Source organism: Bacillus haynesii (assembly GCF_014042035.1).
In the GTDB taxonomy this organism is placed as follows: Bacteria; Bacillota; Bacilli; order Bacillales; family Bacillaceae; genus Bacillus; species Bacillus haynesii.
Genome location: NZ_CP059494.1, coordinates 2,011,887 through 2,034,656 on the forward strand (window position 1 = coordinate 2,011,887; position 22,770 = coordinate 2,034,656).

Genomic DNA, 22,770 nt, shown 5'->3' on the forward strand with positions numbered 1-22,770 from the left:
TAGGCAGCCGGTTGAGATTATGATTATGTCGTCACATATCTTCCGCCGTTGATGTGGATCGTCTGTCCTGTCATATAAGAGGAATCGTCTGAAGCGAGCAGAACATACACTGCAGCGTGTTCTGAAGGCTGTCCGGGCCTTCCCATCGGCGTATCTGTACCGTGTTTTTCCGTTTTTTCCGGCGAAAAAGTAGCCGGAATGAGCGGCGTCCAAATGGGCCCCGGCGCTACCGCGTTGACGCGTATTCCTTTTTTGACAAGGGATGCAGCCATCGAACGGGTAAACGCGACAATCGCACCCTTTGTGCTCGAATAGTCAATCAGCGCCGGGCTGCCCTCATACGCCGTGATCGATGCAGTATTGATGATCGCGCTGCCTTCCTCTAAATGCGGGAGGGCGGCTTTTGTCATGTGAAACATGGAGAAAATATTCGTTCTGAACGTTTGTTCAAGCTGTTCGGTCGAAATATCTTCGAGCCCTTTTTGTGGATGCTGTTCGGCAGCATTGTTCACGAGTATGTCAAGCCCGCCAAAGTGATTCACCGCTTTTTCGACAGATGTTTTGCAATGCGCTTCATCACCGACATCTCCGGAAATCAAGAGGCATTCTGCACCTTCTTGCTCGATCCGTTCTTTCGTTTCCTCGGCATCCTTGTGTTCGTCCAAGTACATGACGGCAATGTTGGCACCTTCTTTGGCATACGCAATGGCGGCCGCCCTGCCGATTCCGCTGTCTCCTCCGGTAATAATGGCGGTTTTTCCTTTTAATTTGCCGCTTCCTTTGTAGTCGCGGTCTTCCGAGAGCGGAAGGGGCACCATCTTGTGCTCAACCCCGGGTTGTTTTTCTTGTTTTTGCGCTTTCTGTCCATCCGTCTGTCTGTTTGCCGGATTCATTCGTCTCACCTCTTCACCATTGTTTAGTGCTCAGTTACCACGATTCCGGCATCCTTAAACGCAAGAACTCAGCGAGACAGGTTTACTGGTCAGACAGAGGTACGCGGATGAGCCGGTCGTCTGTCTGTTTTTTTTCGCCTCTTCCGTCGCCATTGTTCGTAATGAAATACAGATCATCGCCGATTACTTTCACATCCCTGATTCTGCCGTATCCGCCAAGCCATTTTTCCGCTTTGGCTTCCGCCGGATCGACTCGGAAAACGCCCTCTCCCCGCAGGCCGGCCATATAGAGGACGTCCCCTTTCTGCACTAAACCGGATGGCGCCCACGTTTTTTCTCCCGAATGTATGAGCGGCGCTTTCATTCCCTGCTTCTCATCGCTTCCTTCAATCACCGGCCAGCCATAATTGGCTCCGGGTTCTATTTTGTTCACTTCATCATGTCCAGACTGCCCGTGTTCGGAGCTATAAAGCTGCCGGCCGATCCATGCGAGGCCTTGCGGATTCCGGTGCCCGAAACTGTATACATAAGACGAGCTAAAAGGCTGATCAGCCGGTATCGTACCATCAAGCTCCATTCTTAAGATCACACCCGCCATCTTTTCAGGCTGCTGGGCCCATTCCCTTTCCCCCGCATCACCTGTCGTGATGTACAGCTTTTGATCGGGTCCGATCGCCATCCGGCCGCCGTTATGAATCACGCCTCCAGGCAAATCGGCAAGCAGCTCCTCCGTTTCCGTCCAAGTGAGGCGGTCAAGCGTCAATTTGATGATCCGGTTTTTCAGATGGTCCCCGTCTTTGTATGTATGGTAAACGTATGCCTCCTGATTATTTTTGAAATCCGGATGGAGTACAAATCCGAGAAGCCCGCCTTCCCCTTCTTGATGAACGGGCCTTTTCAACTGAAGCTGCATGCGCTCCTTTTTGCCATCAGCAATGGACACGATTCCCCCGTTTCTTTCGGTAATGTAAAAAATCTCACCAGTGTGAGCGATCGTCCAAGGCACATCAAGGCGGTCTGCGATGACTTCGGCGCCGCTTCCGCCTTCTTTCGCGCTCGTCGCTTCATATTCAGCATCAAAGTCCCGGCCTTCCGTGCAAGCACCTAGAAAAAACAGCATGATCAACATCAGCAAACCTTTTTTCATCGTCTCCTCCTTAAAGGACTTTCTTAATGAATACTTCAAGAACACCGGCATGATTCCCTACTAAACATTCAAAAAATCCTATTAAAAAACACGCGCTTCGATGAGAAGGCGTGTGTCCGCATTACTGAGAAACCAATTCTCCGACGTATTTAGCCGAAGGCCTGAAAATCATGTTGTTGTCAGCCTGCTCCAGGACATGGGCGCACCAGCCGACCATTCTCGCTGCCGAAAAAGTAGGGGTAAACAAAGCGGCATCAAAATCGATTGCCTTCATGACAGCGGCTGCGTAAAATTCGACATTCGTATAAAGCTTGCGTCCCGGCTTGTATTCTTCCAAAAGGCGGATCGCCGTATTTTCAACATGAAGAGCAAGGTCGATATCCCGGTCGCCCCCGGCAATTTCCTCAGCTTTTACCCTTAAAGCCTTTGCTCTCGGATCATGCGTTTTATAGACGCGGTGTCCAAATCCCATCAGTCTCTCGCCTTTTTCAAGCTTTTCTCTTATATAGCTTTTAGCGTGCTGTTTTTCCCCGATGCCTTCCAGCATATCCGTCACCGCAGACGGCGCTCCGCCGTGCAAAGGTCCTTTCATCGTCCCAAGTGCAGATGTGACGGCAGAAACAAGATCGGATTCCGTAGACACCGTAACCCTTGCCGAAAAGGTTGAAGCGTTCATGCCGTGTTCCATCGCAAGAATCATGTACGTTTCGAGCGCTTTTTTCTGAGCTTCTGTCGGACGCTTCCCTTTCAGCATGTAAAAATAATGTTCCACAAAGCCAAGCTCATCCAGCGGCTGAACAGGCTCTTCTCCGTCAGTCAGCCTCTTTCTGAACGCGATAATCGACGGGGCCGCTGCAATCAGCCTGAGGGCCTGCTCCATTGTCGGCTTGAACGCAAACGATTTGTCCCCGAATGAAGAGACGGCCGTGCGCAGAACCGCCATATCGTCTAATTCGGCCGGAAGACTGCGGATCAATTGCTCGCATGCTTCTGGAAGCACACGGAATGAAGCGAGCATCTCATTAAATCGGCTGAGTTCCGCTTCCGTCGGAAATGCCCCGTTGAGAATCAGGTAAGCGACTTCTTCAAATGTGGATGTAAGCGCCAGTTCATCAGCATTGTACCCTCTGTAGATCAGCTTTCCTTCTTCGCCGTCAATGCGGCTGATGGCTGTTTCAACACAAGTAATCCCTTTCAACCCATGATAAACCAAATCAATTCCTCCTTTTTCCTTTGTAAATATCATTATAGTTGATATAATATTTAAAAAATATTGAATTATATTGATGTCTTTGATTAACAAAATTAATCAGGAGGACTGCAATGGATTTTAAATGGCTTCATACCTTTGTTACTGCCGCAAAATACGAAAATTTCAGAAAGACGGCGGAAACCTTATTTATTTCTCAGCCGACCGTCACTGTCCAAATTAAACTGCTTGAAGAAGAACTCGGGTGCCAGCTGTTCACCCGCAAAGGAAGAAGCATTCATTTAACGAAAGAAGGCCGGGCTTACCTTCCTTTCGCCCTTCGCCTGTTGGAAGACTATGAATCGAGCATGGCAGAGCTTCACAGAATCAGACAAGGCTATTCGCAGACATTGAATCTAGCGGTTTCACCGCTTATCGCCGATACGATTCTCCCATTCGTATTAAAAAAATACACAGCGCTTCATCCGAATTCGGAGATCAAAGTAAAGATCGCCGAATCAGCTGAAATCGCTCCCCTGATTTCAGCTGGCCATGCAGATATCGGATTAAGCTGCTTAAACGTGCAATCGTCAAACCTGAACTGTTATTCGATGTACAGCGATCCCATCATTTTGGTTGCCCCTCATGACGGCCGCGATTCAGAACAAGCGCCGCCGCTCGATGTCGAAGATTTGCTTGAAGAATATTTGCTGTTGACCCACAATCACCCCGAGTACTGGGACGACCTCGTCAGGCAGCTGAGGATCAAATTTCCGTTTGTCAGAACGATGCTCGTAAGCCAGACTCATATTACGAAACGATTTATTGCAGAAGGACTCGGTATATCATTTTTGCCGCTGTCGACCGTGCGCCGCGAGCTGATGGAAGGAAGATTAATAGAGGTGCCGTGCGATTTCATGAAGCTTCCCGTTGCAGGGGGATATGCGATCAGTCTGAAAGATAATGAGAAGGTCGAGCACTTTTTGGCGTTTTTAGCCGAGTTTCGTTTCTAAACGGAAAAAACCCGTTCATCATGATGAACGGGCTTGTCCCTGCAACATTAGAAACGTTTTGCTCCAAGATAGCGCGGCTTCCAATAGCTGTTTGTCATATCGCTGATCGTTACGCCGTCAGAACCGGCATGAACGAATTGATTGTTTCCGATGTAAACCCCCATATGTGAAGGTCCCGGCTGATATGTCGTGAAGAATACGAAATCGCCTACTGCCGGACTTGATACGCTCTTCATCGAATTCCAGTATCCGACTGTATTCGTTCTCGCCACATTTGTCTGTTTGTTGAGGATGTACCAGACAAACCCGCTGCAGTCAAATCCTGATGTAGATGTTCCGCCCCATTTATAAGGCGTTCCGATAAGGGCTTTTGCATCCGAAACAAGTTTTGATGTATTAAGCGCTGAAGAGGTTTGCGCAGGTGCCTTGCTTGTTTTGCTTGTCCCGCTTGATGCAGAAGGCTTGGTTGTTGATGCTGCTTTTACGCTTTTCGTCCCTTTAACTTTTAATACTTGCCCGATCCGGATTAAATCTGTTTTTAAACCGTTCAGAGATTTCAGTTCATTGACAGTCATGCCGTATGTCCGTGAAATTTTCCAAAGGCTGTCTCCTTTGACCACTTTGTGCGTAGCTGATGAAGCTTGCGATGCTTTTGCAGACGAAGAACTGCTGCTTCCATTGATCGATAGCCTTTGTCCTATGTAAATGATATCGGAGTTCAGCTTATTTTCCTGTTTAATCTTGCTGACAGATGTGCCGTACTTCTTCGAAAATCCCCATAACGTATCCCCTTTTTTCACCGTTATGGTTTGCGCGGAAGCGGCTCCCGCAAACAAAGTCGATCCTAAAACAACCGCTGATGCTGCTGTAATTACTTGTTTTTTCATGTTGTCCTCCCACTAGCAGAATTCTTTATATTTTTAAAGGCAAAAATTAGCAGTTTCATTATTTTTGAGAATGGCTGCTTCAGCCTTCCTCTGCTTCTATTATAAGGAGGGAATTCCATCAGGTATAGTCTTGACTTACTAAGTCAAATTCCTTAATTATTCGTTTTTAAAAAAAGTTTTTAAGGGTAGATAATATTTCATTTACATTTCAAAGGTAACTTAAATACTACATTTTCGCACTTTCCGGCAGCTAAAATTACAATTTTACAAAGTGCATTAAATACTTTATTTTACATTTTTATAATTAACTCGTAAAACTGGACAAACGTTCTTTCATTTGGCATTTCCTTTTGAAGGGATGAACGTCGTTGCGCTTTAAAATAAAAAAGGCTGCCCGTATGCAGCCTGAAACTTTTTATAAATATCTGCGGTGGACAGCCTTTCCATCATAGGAAAACATGACGGGCTTATCTTCGAGCACGGTTTCGACATGCACGCTTCTTCCCCATAGCTGGTGGAGGTAAGGCAGAACTTTTTCAAGATACTTTAAATCGAGTTCGATCCCTTCATACCAATGCTTGATGTATAATTCATTGTTCTTTAAGTAATCTCCGTCTTCAACTGTCAAATAAGGAAACCCTCCGTTGACTCTCATGCTGACAAGCTGATCGCGCACAGCTTCCCAATCCTTGTCGACGATTTTATAATCCCTTCCCTGTTTTTGAAACAAGTAGAGATCTTCCCGCATCACGAGATCTTTCGTTAAATAGTTCCTGATAAATGAAATGTCTGATTCGATCTCCCTGACTTCAAATATTTTTTCTCTCCCCGAGTTCGGCTCTACACCCATCTTCTTCATATCTTCTGTCGGATTGTTGTAGCGCTCCTCTATGTCCTCAAATATTTTCAATCCGAGATAATAAGGATTAATGCCCGTTTTGGACGGCTGAACCACTCCCGCGTTCAGCTTGGCGAATTCGATTGCTTCACTTGATGTCAGATCAAGCTCGCGGATGATTCGCTGATGCCAGTAGGACGCCCAGCCTTCATTCATGATTTTCGTTTCAAGCTGCGGCCAGAAATACAGCATTTCCTCTCTCATCATCGTTAAGATGTCGCGCTGCCAAGGCTCCAGCTCCCGCGAATGCTCTTCAATGAATAGCAGAATGTCTTTTTCCGGCTTCGGCGGAAACTTTTTTTTCGTCTTTTTCTTCTTCTCTTTCGATCCTTTGTGATCCATTTCCCAGAGGTCGTCATAAGGAGTAGCCAGTGCGCCGGTTTCTTCTCCCTCTTCATCATCTATGCTCCACGACAGCTTCGGCCTCACGAGCGAAGGATCAATGTGTTCTTCAATCGCCAGCACCGCATCGAGAAATGCCTCGACTTCTTTTGAACCGTGGACCGTCTCATAATGTTTAATCCGCTCTGCAGTCGCCGACATGCTTTCAACCATATCGCGCTTCGTATTTTGAAAACGGCAGTTATTTTTAAAGAAATCACAATGAGCAAGGACATGTGCGACAATCAGCTTATTTTGAATCAATGAATTGCTGTCCAACAAAAACGCATAACACGGATCTGAATTAATGACAAGCTCATATATTTTGCTCAAGCCAAAGTCATAGTGAAGCTTCATTTTGTGAAATTGCTTGCCAAAACTCCAATGGCTGTATCTTGTCGGCATCCCATATGCACCGAATGTATAAATAATTTCAGCAGGACAAATCTCATATCTCATCGGGTAAAAATCAAGGCCGAATCCTTCCGCGATCTCCGTAATTTCTTCTATCGCCCGCTGCAGCTCTTTTTGCTCCCGTATGCTCAATACTCAAATCCCCCCCGGTTGGACTTCTCTTTATTGTATGAGCCGGGTTTTGAAAAGATGAAAGGCAGCTGTCGGTTTGACAGCTGCCTTCTTTTGTTAGTTCGCTATTTGCATGTCAAGGGATGAAGCAAAGCTCTCATAGCGGATGTTTTCCGTCGAAACGCCAAGATTTTGCAATCCTTTAATCACGCTTTTCATAAATGAAAGCGGACCGCATACATAAAATTCGCCGTTTGGATCTTTCACGACCGATTTCAACAGCTCTTCATTCACCCGGCCTTTTACAGTATGATCTTCCGTCGCTTCAGCACCCCTGCTGTAGACAAACAGGAGACGGTTCGCCGGATTGGCGCCGAGCAGCTTCTCCGTTTCTGCCTTGAAAGCGTGATGCCGTTCAGTTTTCGCAGCATGCACGAATGTGATCTCGCGGCTGCTTTCTTTGTGAGCCAACGTTTGCACCATGCTCATAACAGGCGTGATGCCTGATCCGGCGCTGATGAAATAAACCGGATGATCCGTTCCTTCGGAAAGTGTGAAATCTCCGGCAGGAGCGCTCACTTCCAAGCTGCCGCCGATTTCCATATTTTCATGCAGATAGCTTGATACCCTTCCGATCGGTTGGCCTTCCTCCGCTTCTAATTTAACTGAAATGCGGTAGTAGTCTTTATTCCAGGCATCTGACAAGCTGTACTGTCTTGTTAAGAAATACGGTTCGCCTGGAATTTTAATGCGGACAGATACGTACTGTCCGGGGCTGAAAGCGGGCAAATCCGTTCCATCGGCAGCCTTCAAATAAAAGGAAGTAATCGTATCGGATTCGACCCGCTTATCCATGATGACAAACGGTTTAAATCCTTCCCAGTTTCCATCCTGCTTTTTGTCTTCTTCATACATTTGTTTTTCTACTTCAATAAATACGCGGGCGATCTCTTCATAGGCTTCTGCCCATGCCTGGAGAATGTCCTCTGTCGCAGCTTCGCCGAGCACGATTTCAATGGCTTCCAAAAGGTGCTGACCGACAATAGGATAGTGCTCTGGTTTCACATGCAAACTTTTGTGTTTATGTCCGATTTGTTTGACAACCGGCAGCAGGTCTCCGAGCCGGTCGATGTTCTCAGCCGCCTGCAACACAGTAAAAGCCAAAGCTTTCGGCTGTCCGCCGGTTTGCTGGCGAGACATGTTGAAGATGTTTTTCAATTCAGGATGCGCATTAAACATCCGCTTGTAAAAACAAGTGGTGATCTCTGTTCCCTTTTCTTTTAAAACAGGGGCGGTCGATTTGACAATTTGCATGGTTTTTTCAGATAGCATAACGCTTGCTCCTCTCCAGTCGCTTTAAAAATGTATTTGAAATACATCTTTAAAGGTGCAATAAGATCTTTTTTAAAATGGGACTGATACTTTTGATTAAAGATGTATTTAGGATACATCTTTATACTAGACTTTTAATGGAATTAAAGCAATATTTTCAAGGAATGTTTTATATTTTTGTAACAATTTCCGTTCCACCCTCATAATTGAAAGCAAATGTGATAAGATAATGGAAACTTGTTTGATTGAGGTCATGCGATGAAATTAACAAATTATACGGATTACTCATTGAGAGTACTGATTTTTCTAGCAACCAAAAACTCAAACGAGCTTGTCAATATAAAAGACATCGCCGATTCTTATTCCATATCAAAAAACCACCTTATGAAGGTGATTTACGAGCTTGGCAAGCTTGGCTACGTTGAAACGATACGGGGCCGCAACGGCGGGATTCGTCTCGGAAAAGCGCCTGAACAGATTAATATCGGTGAAGTCATAAGACATACAGAAGATGATTTTAACATTGTCGAGTGTTTTAGCGGAGAAAAAAACAACTGTATACTTTCTCCGGTCTGCGGATTAAAGCATGTTTTAAACAAAGCCCTATCCGCCTATTTGGACGTATTGGATCAATACACTCTGCAAGATATTATCGTTAATCAGGACCATATACGTAAATTATTGAGTTAACGAAGGAAACGGTTTCCTTCGTTTTTTTTTGCTATAAGGGAAAAATATTGACGTTGATAATCGCATTGGTCACCGGGTGAAAATACACTTCGGCGTGCGCTGAAAATGATTTGCCTTCCTGATTGACGGTTACCCTGAAGACATCCTTTGTCTCTTCATCATTGACTTGTGTGCGCCCTAAATATTCATAATCCTCGAGCTTTGCGCCATCGTATTTTTCTTCAAGCGCGCTCCAGGCGATTCTTTCCCACCGTTCAGGTGCATCGGAAACACCTGCTTGAAAGTGACTTTTCGCCGGGAATGATAAAAGCGTTAGTATACAAAAAAAGTACGTGCAATATCGTTTTTTCATTTCCATTCGCTCCGCATGTATTGTACATACGTTAGCTTGACCGTAAACGGCGAATGTCATGCAGACATTTTTCGCGGTCTGCGTATACCATCCTCATATTTCTAGGCCGCCAAACAAGGGAGACCAAGTTTTCCCCGGAGAAAAAAACACCCCGCCACATAAAATAATCATGACTCCTCAGAAAGAAGGGAGAGTGGCGAAATTGAATTACGCTGATTATGACAAAGCTCTATACTATACGCACCGCTCGCAGTGGGACAACCTGCTGATTCTGATGGTGCGGACAGAAGACGATTTATTATCAAAGCGGATCGAACATTTTTTGCACGCCTACAATTTTGAAAGAGATGACGCCATTGTCGAAAAAAGGCTTTATGATCTGCTGCAGTATATTGATCACGCCTCATTTTCCGGACACGAACACGAAAACGGCGTGCTTGTCTTTACGTAAAATAAAATAAGCCTGGCGCTCTTTCAGCGTCAGGCTTTTTGAAATTCGGCAAAGAGCAGAAGCTCTTCAATTACATTTTTGATATTGGCTTTGGCTGCTTCAGTAACCGTTTGGTGTTCTTCATCAATATGAATCGGATCGAGCACAAGCTGCTTTGTGATGACGTTCGCATAAACTCCGCGTGCGACAATGCGCATATTGGCGAGCGCGTTCATCCCGCCTTTACCGCCTCCTGCACAAGCAAAAAGCGCCACCGGTTTGCCCGAGAACTGCTCATTGCTTAAAAAATCGAGCGCATTTTTCAAAGCACCGCTCATACCGCTGTGGTATTCGGGAGATAATAAAACGACAGCATCTGCTTCTTTAACCGAAGCTTTCAGTTTTCGAACATTTTCCAGAGAGCTTTGCTCTTCATCTCCGTTGAAAATCGGAAGGATGAACTCGCTTAGATCGATAAGCTCCGCCTGATAGGTGCGGGCGATATAGGAAGCGGCAATCCGCGTTCTGCCTTGTTTTCTCGCGGTTCCGCTGATTACGGTTATTTTCATTTGATCATCTCCCGTCATTTTGTTGTAGTCCGTGTTTTACTGCAAAGAGCGCGGCTTGCGTGCGATCGGATAAGCCAAGCTTTGACAGCAGATTGGATACATGGGTTTTTACCGTTTTTTCGCTGATAAATAAAGATGCGGCAATTTCCTTGTTGCTTTTCCCTTTTGTAATTTCCAATAAAACATCTTTTTCTCTATTTGTCAATTGATGTATTTTTTCTTTCTCATCAGCCTGTGACACATGGTGAAAGATGTGGGACATGATGTTCGGATCCAATGAGTATCTGCCGCCATAAACAGCACGAATCGTCTCGACAAGTTCATCAGGCTCGGCATCTTTCAGCTGATAGGCACAGGCTCCCGCCTGGATGGCAGGGATCACATAGCTTTCGTCCGCATAGCTTGTCAGCGCTATGACTTTGACAGACGGATATTCCTTTTTTATTCGCTTTGTCGCCTCAATTCCGTCCATTTCAGGCATTGATAAATCCATTAATACGATGTCTGCCTCCCGTTTTCGCAAGACATCGAGCGCCTCGATTCCTGTCGAAGCCTCTCCGACAACGTCAAAATCGCTTTTTGTTTTGAAAAAAAACAAGAGGCCTTTTCTGACAATATGATGATCATCGGCAATGATGATTTTCACCTTTTCCATCCTGCCTCCCCCTTCTCCTTCAAAGGCAAAACCGCCCGGATTTTCGTCCCCTTACCGATTGCGGAGGTGATCAAGAGCGTGCCGCCCGCTTTTTCCGTCCGCTCCTTCATTCCTTTCAGCCCAAGCGTCGGAATGCCCGCATCAGGATCGTACTGAAACCCTTTGCCGTCATCTTCGATTTCCAAGACGGCAGACGACTGGAATACATCGATTTTCACTTGGATGCGGCTTGCACCGGCATGCTTTTTGCAATTGTTGAGGGCTTCCTGGCTCAGCCGCCACATCAATTCCTCAACAGAAGGTGGCAGACGGAGCACACCGCTGAGCTTGAAGATCACTTGAAGGCCGAGCACTTCCGCATATTTTTCAAGAGCCGCAGCCAATCCTTCTTCCAAGCCCTGGGGCCTGAGCTGCCAAATTAACGCCCGCATCTCAAGAAGCGCTTCATGAGAAAGATTTTGCATAAACTCGAGCATTTCCCTGATTTCAGGCTGGTCTGTCATTTCACCCGCCGCTTTAGCGGTCAAGCTGAGCGAAAAAAGCATTTGATTGACGGAATCATGCAAGTCCTGAGCCAATCTGTTTCTTTCGGTCAGCAGCATGTGTTTTTGCTGTTGTTCAGCAAGCCTCATCCGTTTGATCGCCATCCCGATTTGCAGAGCAACAGCTTCGAGGAGCGCCAGTTCTCCGCGGCTGAAATGAATTTTGCCCGGAGCCGCAACGTTCAGCAAACCGAACCGTTTCTTTTGGTCGCTGAGCGGGACGGTTGCATGATGGGTGATGCCTTCCGGATCACCAGTTTTCTGTTTCATGGCCGTCGTAATCCGCCGGCAGTGGATGATATTTTTCGCCCTGTCCAGCTTTTCGTCCCTGTATTGTTCAAGACAGTAGCAGCTTCCTTCGCATAATAAACGGTTGTGCCGGTAAGAAAGGGCCTGAGGCAGGCGGACCGAAGCGGCCAGTTCAAAGCTTCCCTTTTCATCGATCAGAAAAAGCCATGCCGTTTTCAGTCCCGTTAAGCGGAGCAGCTTCTGTAAAACAGCATGAAGCGTTTCCTTTAGATGGTTCCCTTCGTTTAACGTTTCCGCTATTTCTTTGAGCGTTTTCAATTTTTCAAACTGCGTGTCTTCCCGCAAAAGCTTCATCCCCTTAAACCGGAGTTTCTTTTATTATACCGATATTTGATAAAAAAAAGCCCGCCCTCATGAGATGAACTTTTCTAAGACTTTTGACTGAGAAAGGGCAAAACTCATCCTTAAGCTTCTTCCTCCCAGAACAAATCGTCAAGCGTTTTGTCCAACGCCTTTGCGATCGCGATGCAAAGCTGCAAGGTCGGATTGTATTTATTTTTTTCGATCAGCCCGATCGTCTGCCTTGTCACATTGACCCGCTCGGCGAGCTGGGCTTGTGTCAAAGACTTTTCGATCCGGGCGAGTTTGACCCGGTTAACCATATGCTCACCCGCCGTTTTGATTTAATCATCTAATAGATCTTGATTTTTCTGAAAGGATTTACGCAATGAGATAAAGTTGATCACAAAATGAAAGAATACAAACAACATCACCATGGCAATAAAGTCAACCCAACTGTCGAGTTGTTCCGGTATGCCGATAAAGATAAGCGTTAAAATGGCAAATATGAGGCCGGAGGCGAGGCTGAGGGCTGCGATTTCTTTTCTTTTTTTCCGATACGCGGATTGACCTGCAATCTCCGGGTATTCAAACCCCGACAAAAGATAGCGGAACAATATCCAACCTGCATAGACCGCAAAACCGATGGCACTGATAATGTATTCGGATGCCGGTCTCCCTAAAATGAGGCCCCTGATGATCATATCCAAAAATAAGATAGCAGCGACAATCATACCGGCTTCGCTGAAAAATTGTGTCATTTTCTTTTCTATGTATTCATCCCCGGTTTTGCTCCACTTCATGTCAGCCATTCTCCCCTTTTAAAATGCAATTTATATCTGACTTATTGTTAAATATATATTACATTATCCATTGCCGCTTATCAACAAAAATTGAAAAACCCGCCATTTGGCAAGGCGGGTTTTCAGCGATTATGAATTTGAAGTCGATTTTACAATATCGTCGATTTTTTTCATTACTTCGTCTGTTAATTGATTGAGAAGCGCTTCACTGTCTTTATTTGTTTGGCCTTTGACCGCGAAATAAAATTTCACTTTAGGCTCTGTTCCTGATGGACGGAGGCAGAACCATGAGCCGTCTTCCAGGAAATATTTCAAAACATTGGACTTCGGAAGATCGATTGTTTCCGTTTTGTTTTCCTTCAGCAGCGTCCGCTTCCCTGTCAAATAGTCTTCGGCGGATATAACGTCTTTTCCGGCGATGGATAGAGGCGGGTGTTCTCTGAATGTGCTGAGGATGGCTGCGATTTGTTCCGCTCCCTCTTTTCCTTTTAAGGTCAGGGACTTCAAGCCTTCTCTATAGAAACCGAACGATTTATACAATTCGAGGAGCCCGTCATACAGCGATTTTCCCTGCTTTTTATAGAAGGCGCATACCTCAACGGCAAGCAGTGCTGCCTGGACGGCATCCTTGTCCCTTGCGAAATCGCCGATCAAGTAGCCGTAGCTCTCCTCATAACCAAATTGGAAAGCATATTCGCCCGATGCTTCAAATTGTTTGATTTTTTCTCCGATGAATTTAAAGCCGGTCAGCGTGTCGATCGTGTCAAGTCCGAAAGAAGCGGCGATGTCGCGCCCCATTTCGCTTGTTACAATCGTTTTCAGAACAACTCCGTTATCAGGCAGCGTGCCTTTCTGCTGTTTTTGCGATAGCAGATAATGCAGGAGCAGCGCGCCGGTTTGATTTCCTGTCAGGACCACGTACCGGCCTTCTTGATTCTTTACAGCGACGCCGAGGCGGTCCGCGTCAGGATCGGTTCCGATCAGTATATCGGCTCCTTTTTCTTCCCCGAGTCTGATCGCATATTCAAAAGCGGCGTGCTCTTCCGGATTAGGAGAAGATACGGTCGAAAAGTCAGGGTCAGGCAGCTCTTGTTCAGGGACGACTGTGACATGTTCATACCCGAGAGCTTTCAGGCCCCGTCTGACGGATTTGTTTGCCGTGCCGTGCAGCGGGGTGAAGATGACTTTGACTTCGGTCTCCTTTGCCAGATCAGGGTTGACGGAAATCGATGTCAGTTTATCAAGATACGCTTGGTCGATGTCTTCGCCGATCATTTTGATCAGCCCTTTTTCGGTTAAAGCAGCTTCATCGCCGGCTTCGATTTCCAGTTCGTTTTCAATCGCGTTAACATAGCCGATCAGTTTGTCTGCATCAGCTGGCGGAAGCTGCGCGCCGTCCTCTCCGTAGACTTTATAGCCGTTGTATTCAGGCGGATTATGGCTCGCCGTGATGACAATACCTGCAAACGCATTCAGTTCTCTTACCGCAAAGGAAAGTTCAGGTGTCGGGCGCAGTTCGTCAAACACGTACGTTTGAACGCCGTTTTCTGCGAGCGTTTTAGCAGCTTCCATTGCAAATTCAGGCGATTTGTGGCGGGAATCGTAGGCGATCACAACGCCGCGCTTTTTAGCTTCTTCGCCGTTCGCTCCTATGTATGCGGCAAGGCCTGTCGATGCTTTGCGAACCGTATAAACGTTCATGCGGTTCGGGCCAGGTCCGATTTCTCCGCGCATACCGGCTGTACCAAACTCAAGTTTTTTATAAAAGCAATCCTCTAGTTCTTTTTCATTTCCTTCCGCTTTCAAAAGAAGCGATTTTAATTCGGAATCTAAGTTTTCTTTGTTTTTCCAGCGTTCATAGCTCGTTCTCCAGCTCATGATTACCTCCAATGTTCCAGCTAAGTAATTGCAGCTTTTCTTTTATCATATCGACAAACAGCCGCTTTGTCCAAATTTAGCATGTCGAACGAAAAAAATGAGGCTGCCTGATCAAGACAGCCTCATGTCAGGCCATTCGATTGATTATTAACGAAAATTCATCAAGGCCATTTGACCTAATAAATCATCTGCTTTCCAGCGGGACAACAGCGTCGTGAAGAAGTCCATCCAATGCCTGGACATGCCGGGCCTTCGTTTCGCCATCCCAGTTCAGCTTCTCGCTCATGTAGTCCGTAAGGCTGTCTTTGTAAGTGCGGACCCAATTGATGTCAAAGAACAGCGCACCCGTTCTGCGTACGAAGAAGTCTGCCGGAACGGCTGCCATCTCTTCCTCGATCCCGTAATCCATTTCTGCTAGTACATGGACAGGGATGCGGCGTTCTGCTGCTTCATCTTTCAGCGATGGAATACGATCAAACAGGCGGTCTGCGTTCGAACCGTATCGTGCGGCGATCTGTTTGGCCGTTTCTTCGGACAGTCCAGCCTCGATTCCTTCGGCTGCTTTCGCTTGAATAAAAGCCTCCAGATTTTTGGAGCCGCCGATATGGCCGCCTGAGATCGGCATCGTTTTTGTTCTGCAAGGTCCGAAGTCTCTGTCGCCTTCTTCTTTTAAACGGTCTCTGACAAGGTCGACGATATGTTCAGCCATTTTTCTGTAGCCGGTCAGCTTTCCGCCGGCAATCGTGATCAGTCCGGATTCAGAAGTCCAGATCTCATCTTTGCGGGAGATCTCAGACGGGTCTTTTCCCTCTTCATGAATCAGCGGTCTGAGCCCCGCCCAGCTTGATTCGACATCTTCGGCCTTGATCCCCAGTTCAGGGAACATATAGTTGATTGCATTGATGACATAATCCCTGTCTGCAGTCGTCATTCGAGGGTGTTCCAGATCTTCGTTATAGACGGTGTCCGTTGTGCCGACATATGCCTTTCCGTCTCTCGGAATCGCGAACACCATGCGGCCGTCAGGCGTATCAAAATAAACGGCTTGTTTTAAAGGAAAGACCGATTGATCAAAAACAAGATGCACGCCTTTTGTATGCTGAAGATGTTTGCCCTCTTTTGAATGGTCTTTTTCCCGCAGACGGTCGACCCACGGCCCCGCGGCATTCACGATTTTTTTCGCGTAGACGCGGTACGTTTTTTTCGTGAAGACGTCTTCAATGACCACTCCGGTGACCTTGCCGTTTTCATAAATAAAATCGCTTACTTTTGCATAATTGACAGCCTCGGCTCCGAATTTAACCGCTTCTTTCATCACTTCGATCGTCAACCTGGCGTCATCCGTCCGGTATTCGACATAATAGCCGCCGCCTTTCAGGCCGTTCTTTTTCACGAGCGGCTCTTTTTGAAGCGTTTCTTCGGCATTCAGCATGCTCCTCCGCTCAGCTTTTTTGACGCCTGCCAAAAAGTCGTACACCCTCAGCCCGATTGAAGTGCTGAATTTGCCGAAAGTGCCTCCCTTATGCATCGGTAGCAGCATCCATTCGGGCGTTGTAACGTGCGGCCCGTTTTCATAGACGATCGCCCGCTCTTTACCGACCTCGGCAACCATTTTCACTTCAAATTGCTTTAAATAGCGAAGTCCGCCGTGTACAAGTTTCGTGGAGCGGCTTGACGTTCCGGCTGCAAAGTCCTGCATTTCGCAAAGTGCCGTTTTCATTCCGCGCGATGCGGCATCCAATGCCGTCCCTGCACCCGTAATCCCTCCTCCGATAATAAACACATCATATTTCTGCTTCGTCATATTCTGTAACATGTCGTCCCGTTTACGGCTTGAAAATAATGATTCCATGTTCATGTCCTCCCTTGTTGTCACGGTAAAAAATAGAAAAAGAGACCACAAACATCCAAAGCGCTGATACTGCTTTGGTGTTGTGGTCTCTCCTCTTCTCCAACCGTTTCTATTAACTTAATTAGATTGTAACATACATGCAGCTTATTTAAAAGCCCTAGCTGCATTCACAGCTTTCTTCCACCCGCTGTACAGGCTCTCACGCTCTTTTTCTTCCATTTTCGGTTCAAAGCGTTTGTCAAGCTGCCACTGGTCTTTGATCTCGGAACGATCGTTCCAGAAGCCGACAGCAAGGCCCGCTAAATAGGCTGAACCGAGCGCTGTTGTTTCATTGATTTCAGGACGTTCTACAGGGACATCCAAAATGTCACCCTGAAAATCCATCAGGAAGTTGTTTTTGACAGCTCCGCCGTCGACTCTCAGCGTTTTCACCGAGATCCCGGAGTCTTCCTTCATCGCGTCAAGCACGTCTTTCGTTTGATAGGCAAGCGATTCAAGCGTTGCTCTAACAAAATGCTCTTTCGTCGTACCCCGGGTCAATCCGAATACAGCGCCGCGGACATCGCTGTCCCAATAAGGCGTGCCTAAACCTACAAATGCAGGAACCACATAAACACCATCGGCAGATTCTGCTCTTACAGCGTATTTTTCACTTTCTTTGGCGTCTTTAAACATTCTCAGTCCATCTCGCAACCATTGAATGGCGGAACCTGCGACGAAGACGCTGCCTTCCAGCGCATATTCCACCTTTCCGTCGATCCCCCAAGCGATTGTCGTCAGCAGGCCGCGCTCTGACTTGATCGCTTTCTCGCCGGTATTCATCAGCATAAAGCAGCCTGTTCCATACGTGTTCTTAACCATTCCTTCTTCAAAGCAAGCCTGCCCGAACAATGCTGCCTGCTGGTCACCGGCTGCACCTGCTATCGGAATGTTTTTGCCGAAGAAATGATAATCGACCGTTTCAGCGTATACATGCGATGAAGGCTTGACCTCCGGGAGCATCGATTTCGGCACGCCGAGAATATCGAGAAGTTCATCATCCCATTTTAGGTCATAGATGTTGAACATCAATGTTCTTGAGGCGTTTGAATAATCTGTCACATGCGCTTTTCCGCCGGACATTTTCCAGATCAGCCAAGAATCGATCGTACCGAAGAGAAGGTCGCCGTTTTCAGCTTTCTCCCGTGCACCTTCCACATGATCCAAAATCCATTTCACCTTCGTGCCTGAAAAATAAGGATCGATTAAAAGGCCTGTTTTTTCTCTGATCGTCTCTTCATAGCCCTTCTCTCTCAATTCCTGGCATATTTCCGCCGATTGGCGGGACTGCCACACAATCGCATTGTAGACCGGTTTGCCGGTATGTTTATCCCAAACCACGGTCGTTTCCCGCTGGTTTGTGATCCCGATTCCGGCAATTTGTCCGGCTTCGATCCCCGATTCTGAAAGCGCAGAAGCGATCACCGACAGAACAGAGCCCCAGATTTCATTTGCATTGTGTTCAACCCAGCCGGGGTTTGGAAAATATTGCTGAAATTCCTTTTGTGCAATATGGACGATTTCGCCTGCTTTGTTGAAAACAATCGCTCTTGTGCTCGTGGTGCCTTGATCAAGAGACAAAATGTACTTTTCCATTTTTGAAACTCCCCCTTATATGTCTGTTAAGATTGCGTTTTTTTAAATGTTGACCGATTGATCAACCGATTGTTTTTTCATATGAATATAGAAACCTAACAATATCACAACTAGTATAACGCTTACAATCCAAAATGTGTTGGTGATGTGCCCTTTGAATGCGGCATTGTAAAAAACGCCTGCAAATGAACCGCCGAGCGCCGGTCCTAAAACAGGAATCCACGCGTACTTCCAATTTGAACTCCCTTTGCCTGCAATCGGAAGGACAAAGTGGGCAATTCTCGGCCCCAAATCGCGGGCAGGGTTAATCGCATAGCCTGTTGTTCCGCCGAGCGAGATCCCGATCGCCACGATCAGAAATCCGACAACAAGCGGATTCAGTCCGTCAGTAAACTTGTTTGCACCGATCGTTAAAAGTCCGAGAACGAGGATAAAAGTCCCCAATGTTTCACTGAACAGGTTTGCAAATGTATTTGGAATCGCCGGACCTGTCGAAAATACTCCCAGCTTCGCGCCTTGATCCTCGGTTTCTTTCCAGTGCGGCAAGTAGTGAATAAAAACGAGCACCGCCCCTAAAAATGCGCCGATCATCTGCCCCAAAATATAGGAAGGCACTTCTTTCCAAGGAAAATCTCCGACAAATGCCAGCCCCAATGTAACGGCGGGATTTAAATGCGCTCCGCTGATGCCGCCGACGGCATATACAGCCATGGCCACGCCAAGCCCCCAGCCGAAGACGATCACAATCCATCCGGATTGATGGGACAGCGATTTTTTCAAATTAACTCCTGCACAAACTCCAGCTCCAAAGACGATGAGCAGCATCGTTCCGATAACTTCCCCCCAAAATGCTGTCAAGGCTATCCCTCCTAAAATCTATTATGAAGTGTTATTCTAAGATGAACACCATGGGTTCACCTTCTTCACTGTGTCTAAAAGACCATAAAAAAACACAGCAAACTTTCTTTACATCATACTGAGTAAAGAACTGCTGTGGTCTCCGGGTCTCCGTCACAATGTATTAACTTAGTAAGATCGTATCGTATAGTGAAAGCGTTGTCAATAATTTTTCACATTTTAAATTTTTAGTTCCAGTAATTTTTCCATAAATCAGTATCTGAGGTGGTGACTGCGGACGCCCCTGCTGCAAGCGCCTGCTCGACGTCTTTTTCGGTACGGATAAACCCGCCCGCAAAGATCGGAATGCCGGTTTTTTCTTTGACTTCCCTGATCAATTCTGGTACCACTCCGGGAAGCACTTCTATATAGTCAGGTCTGTGCTTTTTCACCAATTCAATACTCTTCTTCATGGCGCTTGTGTCTATTAAAAACATGCGCTGGATCGCATACACTTTCTTCTGCTTTGCTTTGGCGATAACGCTTGATCTTGTTGAAAGAATGCCCGCAGGCTTCATTTCCTGGCAAATGAATTCCGCACCGTATTCATCATGCTTAATTCCTTGGATCAGATCGACGTGAACAAACATTTTTTTCCCATGGGATCTGGCCGCGCTGATGACGCCTCCCAGCTGACCAAGGTGGATGTCAAGCAGCACCCCGTATAAAAAAGGGCTGTCCAGGAATGTATCAAACTGCTTCATATTGCGCACCGCAGGTAAAATATTTTGATCGTGAAAACTCATGTTCCATCTCCTTCACTTGCTATCTAGCTTCTGTACTACACTAATGGAATTTCCGTCTCATTGCAATCCTTTATAAAACAGAAGCCTCTCACGGCCCCCGGGCAAATCATTTTACATTTACCTTCATTCATGTCCATAATTTAACACAACCAACTCGAATGGGGGGAATTTTTTTATGAAAGCGATCATCCATGAAGGAATCAAGGGCCTTTCAGGGCTGAAATATACAGACGTTTCCGACAAAACGCCCGGCCCGGGTGAGGTCAAAATCAGACTGAAAGCGGCCGGGCTGAACCACCGCGACTTGTTCCTCTTTCAGTCCAGGCAGGCAGGCGATGTCCCGTTTATACCCGGCTCCGACGGAGCAGGCATTATTGAAGAGACAGGTGAAGGCGTTCGGGACCTCGCCGTTCACGCAGAGGTGATCATCAATCCGAGCATCGGCTGGGAATATACGGATTCTGTTCCGCAAGTACCAGACATTCTCGGCGGCCCATCTGACGGGACTTTTGCAGAGCATGTCATCGTCCCGGCGAATCACGTGTTGAAAAAGCCGGCCCACCTTTCCTGGGAAGAAGCAGGCGTCCTGCCGTTATCGGCTTTGACCGCTTATAGGGCTTTATTTACGAAAGGACTTTTAAAAAAAGGCGAACACGTCTTAATACCGGGAGTCGGCGGAGGCGTCGCCACAAATGCGCTGCTCATGGCAAAGGCCGCGGGCGCGCGGGTGACTGCAACCTCCCGAAGCGAAGAAAAAAGAAAAGAAGCGCTCCGCTATGGAGCCGACTTCGCAATGGACAGCCGCGGCCTGTGGAAAGACAGCTTGGACGGGGAACGGGTTGATTTGATTCTCGACAGCATCGGTCCGGCCACTTTTGGGAATTATTTCGATGTCATCAAGCCGAACGGAAGGATCGTCAATTTCGGCGCCAGCTCGGGAGACAGCATCCAGCTTCCGCTGCGTTCGCTCTTTTTCCCGCAAATCAGCATCATCGGCACTTCGATGGGCAGCCTCGAGGAATTTCGGCAAATGATTGATTTTATCGAACGCCATTCACTTAAGCCTGTGATCGATCAAGTGTTTCCTTTATCAGAAGCGGTTCCGGCCTTTAAACGGATGAAAGACGCGGAGCAGTTTGGAAATATCGCTTTGCAAATAGGCGGGTAAACTTAGGGGAACGGCGGCTTGCCATGTCATCAGCCGCCGTTTCAAGTTGCCTTTTTGTTTTCGCCGGAAAAAAGGCCGCCTGAAAGATTCAGGTCAGCCCCATAATGAAAGCAGCCACAGCACCACCGGAAGAGTGGCGATGCTGAGCATTGTACTGATAAAAGTTGCACTTGAGACGATTTCCGGCTTTGTTTTAAACTGCACCGCCATCAAAGTCGTATTCGCCGCCGTCGGCATGGCCGCCGCCAGCACCATGATTTGTTTGACAAGGCCGTCGACGGGAAGAATCAGTGCAAACGCCAAGGCAATGAGCGGAGACACGAATAATTTCAGCAAAAGAGAGTAAGAGATTTTCCGGTATTCGATATGTTGAAAGGAAATCACCGCAAGCTGCATGCCGAGAATAATCATAATCGTCGGAATCGCGGCATCTCCCACCAATTTAATTCCCGTCATTAACTGTTCGGGAATCGAAATATGCCCCAGCTGAAAACATATGCCGAGCAACGCACCGTATGCAACCGGCATCCGGATAACCCTTGTCATCACGATTTTAAATCCGCCCGCTTCAGGGCTTCCTTTCGCTGCGTAATACATTCCGATCGTGCTCATAACAAGCTGCTGAAGCACCATCAGCACAACGGCGATATCAAGCCCGGCCGTGCCGTAGACAAGCAGGACGACGGGAGTCCCGTAGTTTCCGTTATTCATGAAAGCGGACGATAAAACGAGAGCGCACCGCTCCTGATTGGAATACCCGTGAACATATGAAATAAGATAAACAAATAGAATCAAAGTTAAACAGAGGCCGAGACAATAGACAGACATATAGATATAATCCATCGTCAGCTTGTTCTCATAAAACGTATCAAACGCTAAAAACGGAGACATTAAATACAGGGACATTTTAGATAGGTTCTGAATATCAAAATGAAGCAGCTTTTGTCCGATGAACCCGATCGCAAATATCCCGAAAACCGGCAGTAAAACAAACAGAAACTCCATGATGCACCTTCTTTTTATGTATAACCGTTCTCATTAATACTATCCATCATATAGAAAATTCCGTTTGTTTTCAACGGTGTTTCCGGCCCGGTTGCAGAAAAAGAGCTCCCGCATCCTAGCCCTGCTTGGCTAGATATGCGGCAATCTTCTTCTGTTCTGTCATGCGGCTGTGAGGAGAACTTGTTCACTCACTTTCCGTTTTCCCCTCAACCTGCAATAGCGAAGCCCATGCCATGCAGCTGTTTTGAATCTGCAAAGCTTCGCTCTATTTTTTCTTTTTTTATAGAGGGTTTTCCCTGAAACAGACAAACGATGTTGTCTGACCTTTTCTTTGTGATCCTCCCATACATGCCGGGTGATGACTTTCTGGCGGTTCTTTGATCTTGTACAGTGCTCAAACAATGGGCATGCGGAACAGTTTTCAGGATTTGAATGATATGACCGGCAGCCTTTTCAGTCAGTTGTTGAGTATGTAAGTGTTTGCCGGTTCGGGCAAAAATGGAACTGTCTTTTTCACTGTCATAATGAAACTTCCATATATCGCTCACCCCCGGCATCATTTCTTCTGCCGCGGGCAAATAAAAACCGCAGACAAAAGAAGACACCAATACCTCTACTGCCTGCGGGGAGTTGCGTATGTCCGTCTATTTCGATTTTAATGCGTGCGATAAGCATCGGTTAAGGAAGGACACGAA

At 46.8% G+C, this 22,770-nt stretch carries 23 protein-coding genes; 4 read left to right on the plus strand and 19 right to left on the minus strand.

Annotation, left to right across the window (positions count from 1 at the left end):
- Positions 1 to 23: 23 nt before the first annotated feature.
- The 3 genes from H2R00_RS10005 to H2R00_RS10015 form a co-directional block, all read right to left on the minus strand.
- A complete protein-coding gene (locus H2R00_RS10005; protein WP_154996546.1) occupies positions 24 to 893 on the minus strand; it encodes an SDR family oxidoreductase in 870 nt (289 codons plus the stop codon).
- Between the two features lie 82 nt (positions 894 to 975).
- Positions 976 to 2,040 carry a PQQ-dependent sugar dehydrogenase gene (locus tag H2R00_RS10010; RefSeq protein WP_182070954.1) on the minus strand — a complete coding sequence of 355 codons (1,065 nt, stop codon included), beginning with the start codon at positions 2,038 to 2,040 and terminating at the stop codon, positions 976 to 978.
- Between the two features lie 121 nt (positions 2,041 to 2,161).
- Positions 2,162 to 3,253, minus strand: coding sequence for a citrate synthase/methylcitrate synthase (locus tag H2R00_RS10015; RefSeq protein WP_182070955.1), 1,092 nt, complete (start codon positions 3,251 to 3,253; stop codon positions 2,162 to 2,164).
- Positions 3,254 to 3,363: 110 nt separating this feature from the next.
- Here H2R00_RS10015 and H2R00_RS10020 point away from each other — a divergent pair, with 110 nt between their 5' ends.
- The gene (locus H2R00_RS10020) at positions 3,364 to 4,242 is read left to right on the plus strand and encodes a LysR family transcriptional regulator (RefSeq protein ID WP_182070956.1); all 879 of its coding nucleotides are present in this window, start codon (positions 3,364 to 3,366) and stop codon (positions 4,240 to 4,242) included.
- A gap of 47 nt (positions 4,243 to 4,289) precedes the next feature.
- On the opposite strand, the gene H2R00_RS10025 is transcribed toward H2R00_RS10020, so the two are convergent.
- The 3 genes from H2R00_RS10025 to hmpA all read right to left on the minus strand — a co-directional run bounded on the left by H2R00_RS10025 (position 4,290) and on the right by hmpA (position 8,265).
- Entirely contained in the window at positions 4,290 to 5,129 is an 840-nt protein-coding gene (locus H2R00_RS10025) for a C40 family peptidase (protein ID WP_154996537.1), read from the minus strand.
- Positions 5,130 to 5,544: 415 nt separating this feature from the next.
- Positions 5,545 to 6,954, minus strand: coding sequence for a SpoVR family protein (locus H2R00_RS10030; protein WP_154996535.1), 1,410 nt, complete (start codon positions 6,952 to 6,954; stop codon positions 5,545 to 5,547).
- A 96-nt stretch (positions 6,955 to 7,050) separates the two neighbouring features.
- Entirely contained in the window at positions 7,051 to 8,265 is a 1,215-nt protein-coding gene (hmpA, locus tag H2R00_RS10035) for an NO-inducible flavohemoprotein (RefSeq protein ID WP_182070957.1), read from the minus strand.
- 258 nt (positions 8,266 to 8,523) lie between these two features.
- Here hmpA and nsrR point away from each other — a divergent pair, with 258 nt between their 5' ends.
- Positions 8,524 to 8,955, plus strand: coding sequence for a nitric oxide-sensing transcriptional repressor NsrR (gene nsrR / locus H2R00_RS10040; protein ID WP_154996531.1), 432 nt, complete (start codon positions 8,524 to 8,526; stop codon positions 8,953 to 8,955).
- Between the two features lie 31 nt (positions 8,956 to 8,986).
- Here the strand turns inward: nsrR and H2R00_RS10045 are convergent, their stop codons facing one another.
- On the minus strand, positions 8,987 to 9,313 hold the full coding sequence (locus H2R00_RS10045) for a YqzG/YhdC family protein (RefSeq protein WP_411802371.1): 327 nt from the start codon (positions 9,311 to 9,313) through the stop codon (positions 8,987 to 8,989).
- Between the two features lie 196 nt (positions 9,314 to 9,509).
- Between H2R00_RS10045 and H2R00_RS10050 the strand changes: the two genes are divergently transcribed.
- Positions 9,510 to 9,758, plus strand: coding sequence for a YhdB family protein (locus tag H2R00_RS10050; protein WP_003180102.1), 249 nt, complete (start codon positions 9,510 to 9,512; stop codon positions 9,756 to 9,758).
- Positions 9,759 to 9,787: 29 nt separating this feature from the next.
- Here H2R00_RS10050 and H2R00_RS10055 read toward each other — a convergent pair whose 3' ends face one another.
- From H2R00_RS10055 to H2R00_RS10100, 10 genes are all read right to left on the minus strand, one after another.
- Positions 9,788 to 10,306 carry an NADPH-dependent FMN reductase gene (locus tag H2R00_RS10055; protein WP_182070959.1) on the minus strand — a complete coding sequence of 173 codons (519 nt, stop codon included), beginning with the start codon at positions 10,304 to 10,306 and terminating at the stop codon, positions 9,788 to 9,790.
- Positions 10,307 to 10,310: 4 nt separating this feature from the next.
- Positions 10,311 to 10,961, minus strand: a complete 651-nt coding sequence (locus H2R00_RS10060) for a response regulator (RefSeq protein WP_154996525.1) — start codon at positions 10,959 to 10,961, stop codon at positions 10,311 to 10,313.
- A complete protein-coding gene (locus H2R00_RS10065; RefSeq protein ID WP_244958306.1) occupies positions 10,949 to 12,097 on the minus strand; it encodes a GAF domain-containing sensor histidine kinase in 1,149 nt (382 codons plus the stop codon). Before H2R00_RS10065 ends, H2R00_RS10060 begins: the two co-directional genes overlap by 13 nt.
- A 119-nt stretch (positions 12,098 to 12,216) precedes the next feature.
- Positions 12,217 to 12,414, minus strand: a complete 198-nt coding sequence (locus H2R00_RS10070; RefSeq protein WP_154996521.1) for a helix-turn-helix transcriptional regulator — start codon at positions 12,412 to 12,414, stop codon at positions 12,217 to 12,219.
- A 21-nt stretch (positions 12,415 to 12,435) separates the two neighbouring features.
- Positions 12,436 to 12,894 carry a DUF6773 family protein gene (locus H2R00_RS10075; protein ID WP_182070961.1) on the minus strand — a complete coding sequence of 153 codons (459 nt, stop codon included), beginning with the start codon at positions 12,892 to 12,894 and terminating at the stop codon, positions 12,436 to 12,438.
- Between the two features lie 129 nt (positions 12,895 to 13,023).
- A complete protein-coding gene (locus H2R00_RS10080) occupies positions 13,024 to 14,772 on the minus strand; it encodes a phospho-sugar mutase (RefSeq protein ID WP_154996517.1) in 1,749 nt (582 codons plus the stop codon).
- A gap of 184 nt (positions 14,773 to 14,956) precedes the next feature.
- Positions 14,957 to 16,624, minus strand: coding sequence for a glycerol-3-phosphate dehydrogenase (glpD, locus tag H2R00_RS10085; RefSeq protein ID WP_182070962.1), 1,668 nt, complete (start codon positions 16,622 to 16,624; stop codon positions 14,957 to 14,959).
- A gap of 144 nt (positions 16,625 to 16,768) precedes the next feature.
- Positions 16,769 to 18,259 (minus strand): glycerol kinase GlpK, encoded by a 1,491-nt coding sequence (gene glpK / locus H2R00_RS10090; RefSeq protein ID WP_154996513.1) that lies wholly within the window; start codon positions 18,257 to 18,259, stop codon positions 16,769 to 16,771.
- 42 nt (positions 18,260 to 18,301) lie between these two features.
- A complete protein-coding gene (locus H2R00_RS10095) occupies positions 18,302 to 19,117 on the minus strand; it encodes an MIP/aquaporin family protein (protein WP_154996511.1) in 816 nt (271 codons plus the stop codon).
- Between the two features lie 227 nt (positions 19,118 to 19,344).
- The gene (locus tag H2R00_RS10100) at positions 19,345 to 19,902 is read right to left on the minus strand and encodes a glycerol-3-phosphate responsive antiterminator (RefSeq protein WP_154996509.1); all 558 of its coding nucleotides are present in this window, start codon (positions 19,900 to 19,902) and stop codon (positions 19,345 to 19,347) included.
- Between the two features lie 175 nt (positions 19,903 to 20,077).
- Between H2R00_RS10100 and H2R00_RS10105 the strand changes: the two genes are divergently transcribed.
- The gene (locus H2R00_RS10105) at positions 20,078 to 21,070 is read left to right on the plus strand and encodes a quinone oxidoreductase family protein (protein ID WP_154996507.1); all 993 of its coding nucleotides are present in this window, start codon (positions 20,078 to 20,080) and stop codon (positions 21,068 to 21,070) included.
- A gap of 93 nt (positions 21,071 to 21,163) precedes the next feature.
- Here the strand turns inward: H2R00_RS10105 and H2R00_RS10110 are convergent, their stop codons facing one another.
- Together H2R00_RS10110 and H2R00_RS21525 are read right to left on the minus strand one after the other, a co-directional pair.
- Entirely contained in the window at positions 21,164 to 22,075 is a 912-nt protein-coding gene (locus H2R00_RS10110; RefSeq protein ID WP_154996505.1) for an AEC family transporter, read from the minus strand.
- Between the two features lie 159 nt (positions 22,076 to 22,234).
- Complete coding sequence (locus H2R00_RS21525; protein ID WP_182070963.1) at positions 22,235 to 22,477, minus strand: transposase; 243 nt, start codon at positions 22,475 to 22,477, stop codon at positions 22,235 to 22,237.
- Between the last annotated feature and the right edge of the window lie 293 nt (positions 22,478 to 22,770).

Coding starts and splice junctions, on each gene's coding strand:
- H2R00_RS10005 (WP_154996546.1), bottom strand. CDS start 893: ATGAATCCGGCAAACAGACAGACGGATGGACAGAAAGCGCAAAAACAA.
- H2R00_RS10010 (WP_182070954.1), bottom strand. CDS start 2,040: ATGAAAAAAGGTTTGCTGATGTTGATCATGCTGTTTTTTCTAGGTGCT.
- H2R00_RS10020 (WP_182070956.1), top strand. CDS start 3,364: ATGGATTTTAAATGGCTTCATACCTTTGTTACTGCCGCAAAATACGAA.
- H2R00_RS10025 (WP_154996537.1), bottom strand. CDS start 5,129: ATGAAAAAACAAGTAATTACAGCAGCATCAGCGGTTGTTTTAGGATCG.
- hmpA (WP_182070957.1), bottom strand. CDS start 8,265: ATGCTATCTGAAAAAACCATGCAAATTGTCAAATCGACCGCCCCTGTT.
- nsrR (WP_154996531.1), top strand. CDS start 8,524: ATGAAATTAACAAATTATACGGATTACTCATTGAGAGTACTGATTTTT.
- H2R00_RS10045 (WP_411802371.1), bottom strand. CDS start 9,313: ATGGAAATGAAAAAACGATATTGCACGTACTTTTTTTGTATACTAACG.
- H2R00_RS10055 (WP_182070959.1), bottom strand. CDS start 10,306: ATGAAAATAACCGTAATCAGCGGAACCGCGAGAAAACAAGGCAGAACG.
- H2R00_RS10060 (WP_154996525.1), bottom strand. CDS start 10,961: ATGGAAAAGGTGAAAATCATCATTGCCGATGATCATCATATTGTCAGA.
- H2R00_RS10070 (WP_154996521.1), bottom strand. CDS start 12,414: ATGGTTAACCGGGTCAAACTCGCCCGGATCGAAAAGTCTTTGACACAA.
- H2R00_RS10075 (WP_182070961.1), bottom strand. CDS start 12,894: ATGAAGTGGAGCAAAACCGGGGATGAATACATAGAAAAGAAAATGACA.
- H2R00_RS10080 (WP_154996517.1), bottom strand. CDS start 14,772: ATGAGCTGGAGAACGAGCTATGAACGCTGGAAAAACAAAGAAAACTTA.
- glpD (WP_182070962.1), bottom strand. CDS start 16,624: ATGGAATCATTATTTTCAAGCCGTAAACGGGACGACATGTTACAGAAT.
- glpK (WP_154996513.1), bottom strand. CDS start 18,259: ATGGAAAAGTACATTTTGTCTCTTGATCAAGGCACCACGAGCACAAGA.
- H2R00_RS10100 (WP_154996509.1), bottom strand. CDS start 19,902: ATGAGTTTTCACGATCAAAATATTTTACCTGCGGTGCGCAATATGAAG.
- H2R00_RS10105 (WP_154996507.1), top strand. CDS start 20,078: ATGAAAGCGATCATCCATGAAGGAATCAAGGGCCTTTCAGGGCTGAAA.
- H2R00_RS10110 (WP_154996505.1), bottom strand. CDS start 22,075: ATGGAGTTTCTGTTTGTTTTACTGCCGGTTTTCGGGATATTTGCGATC.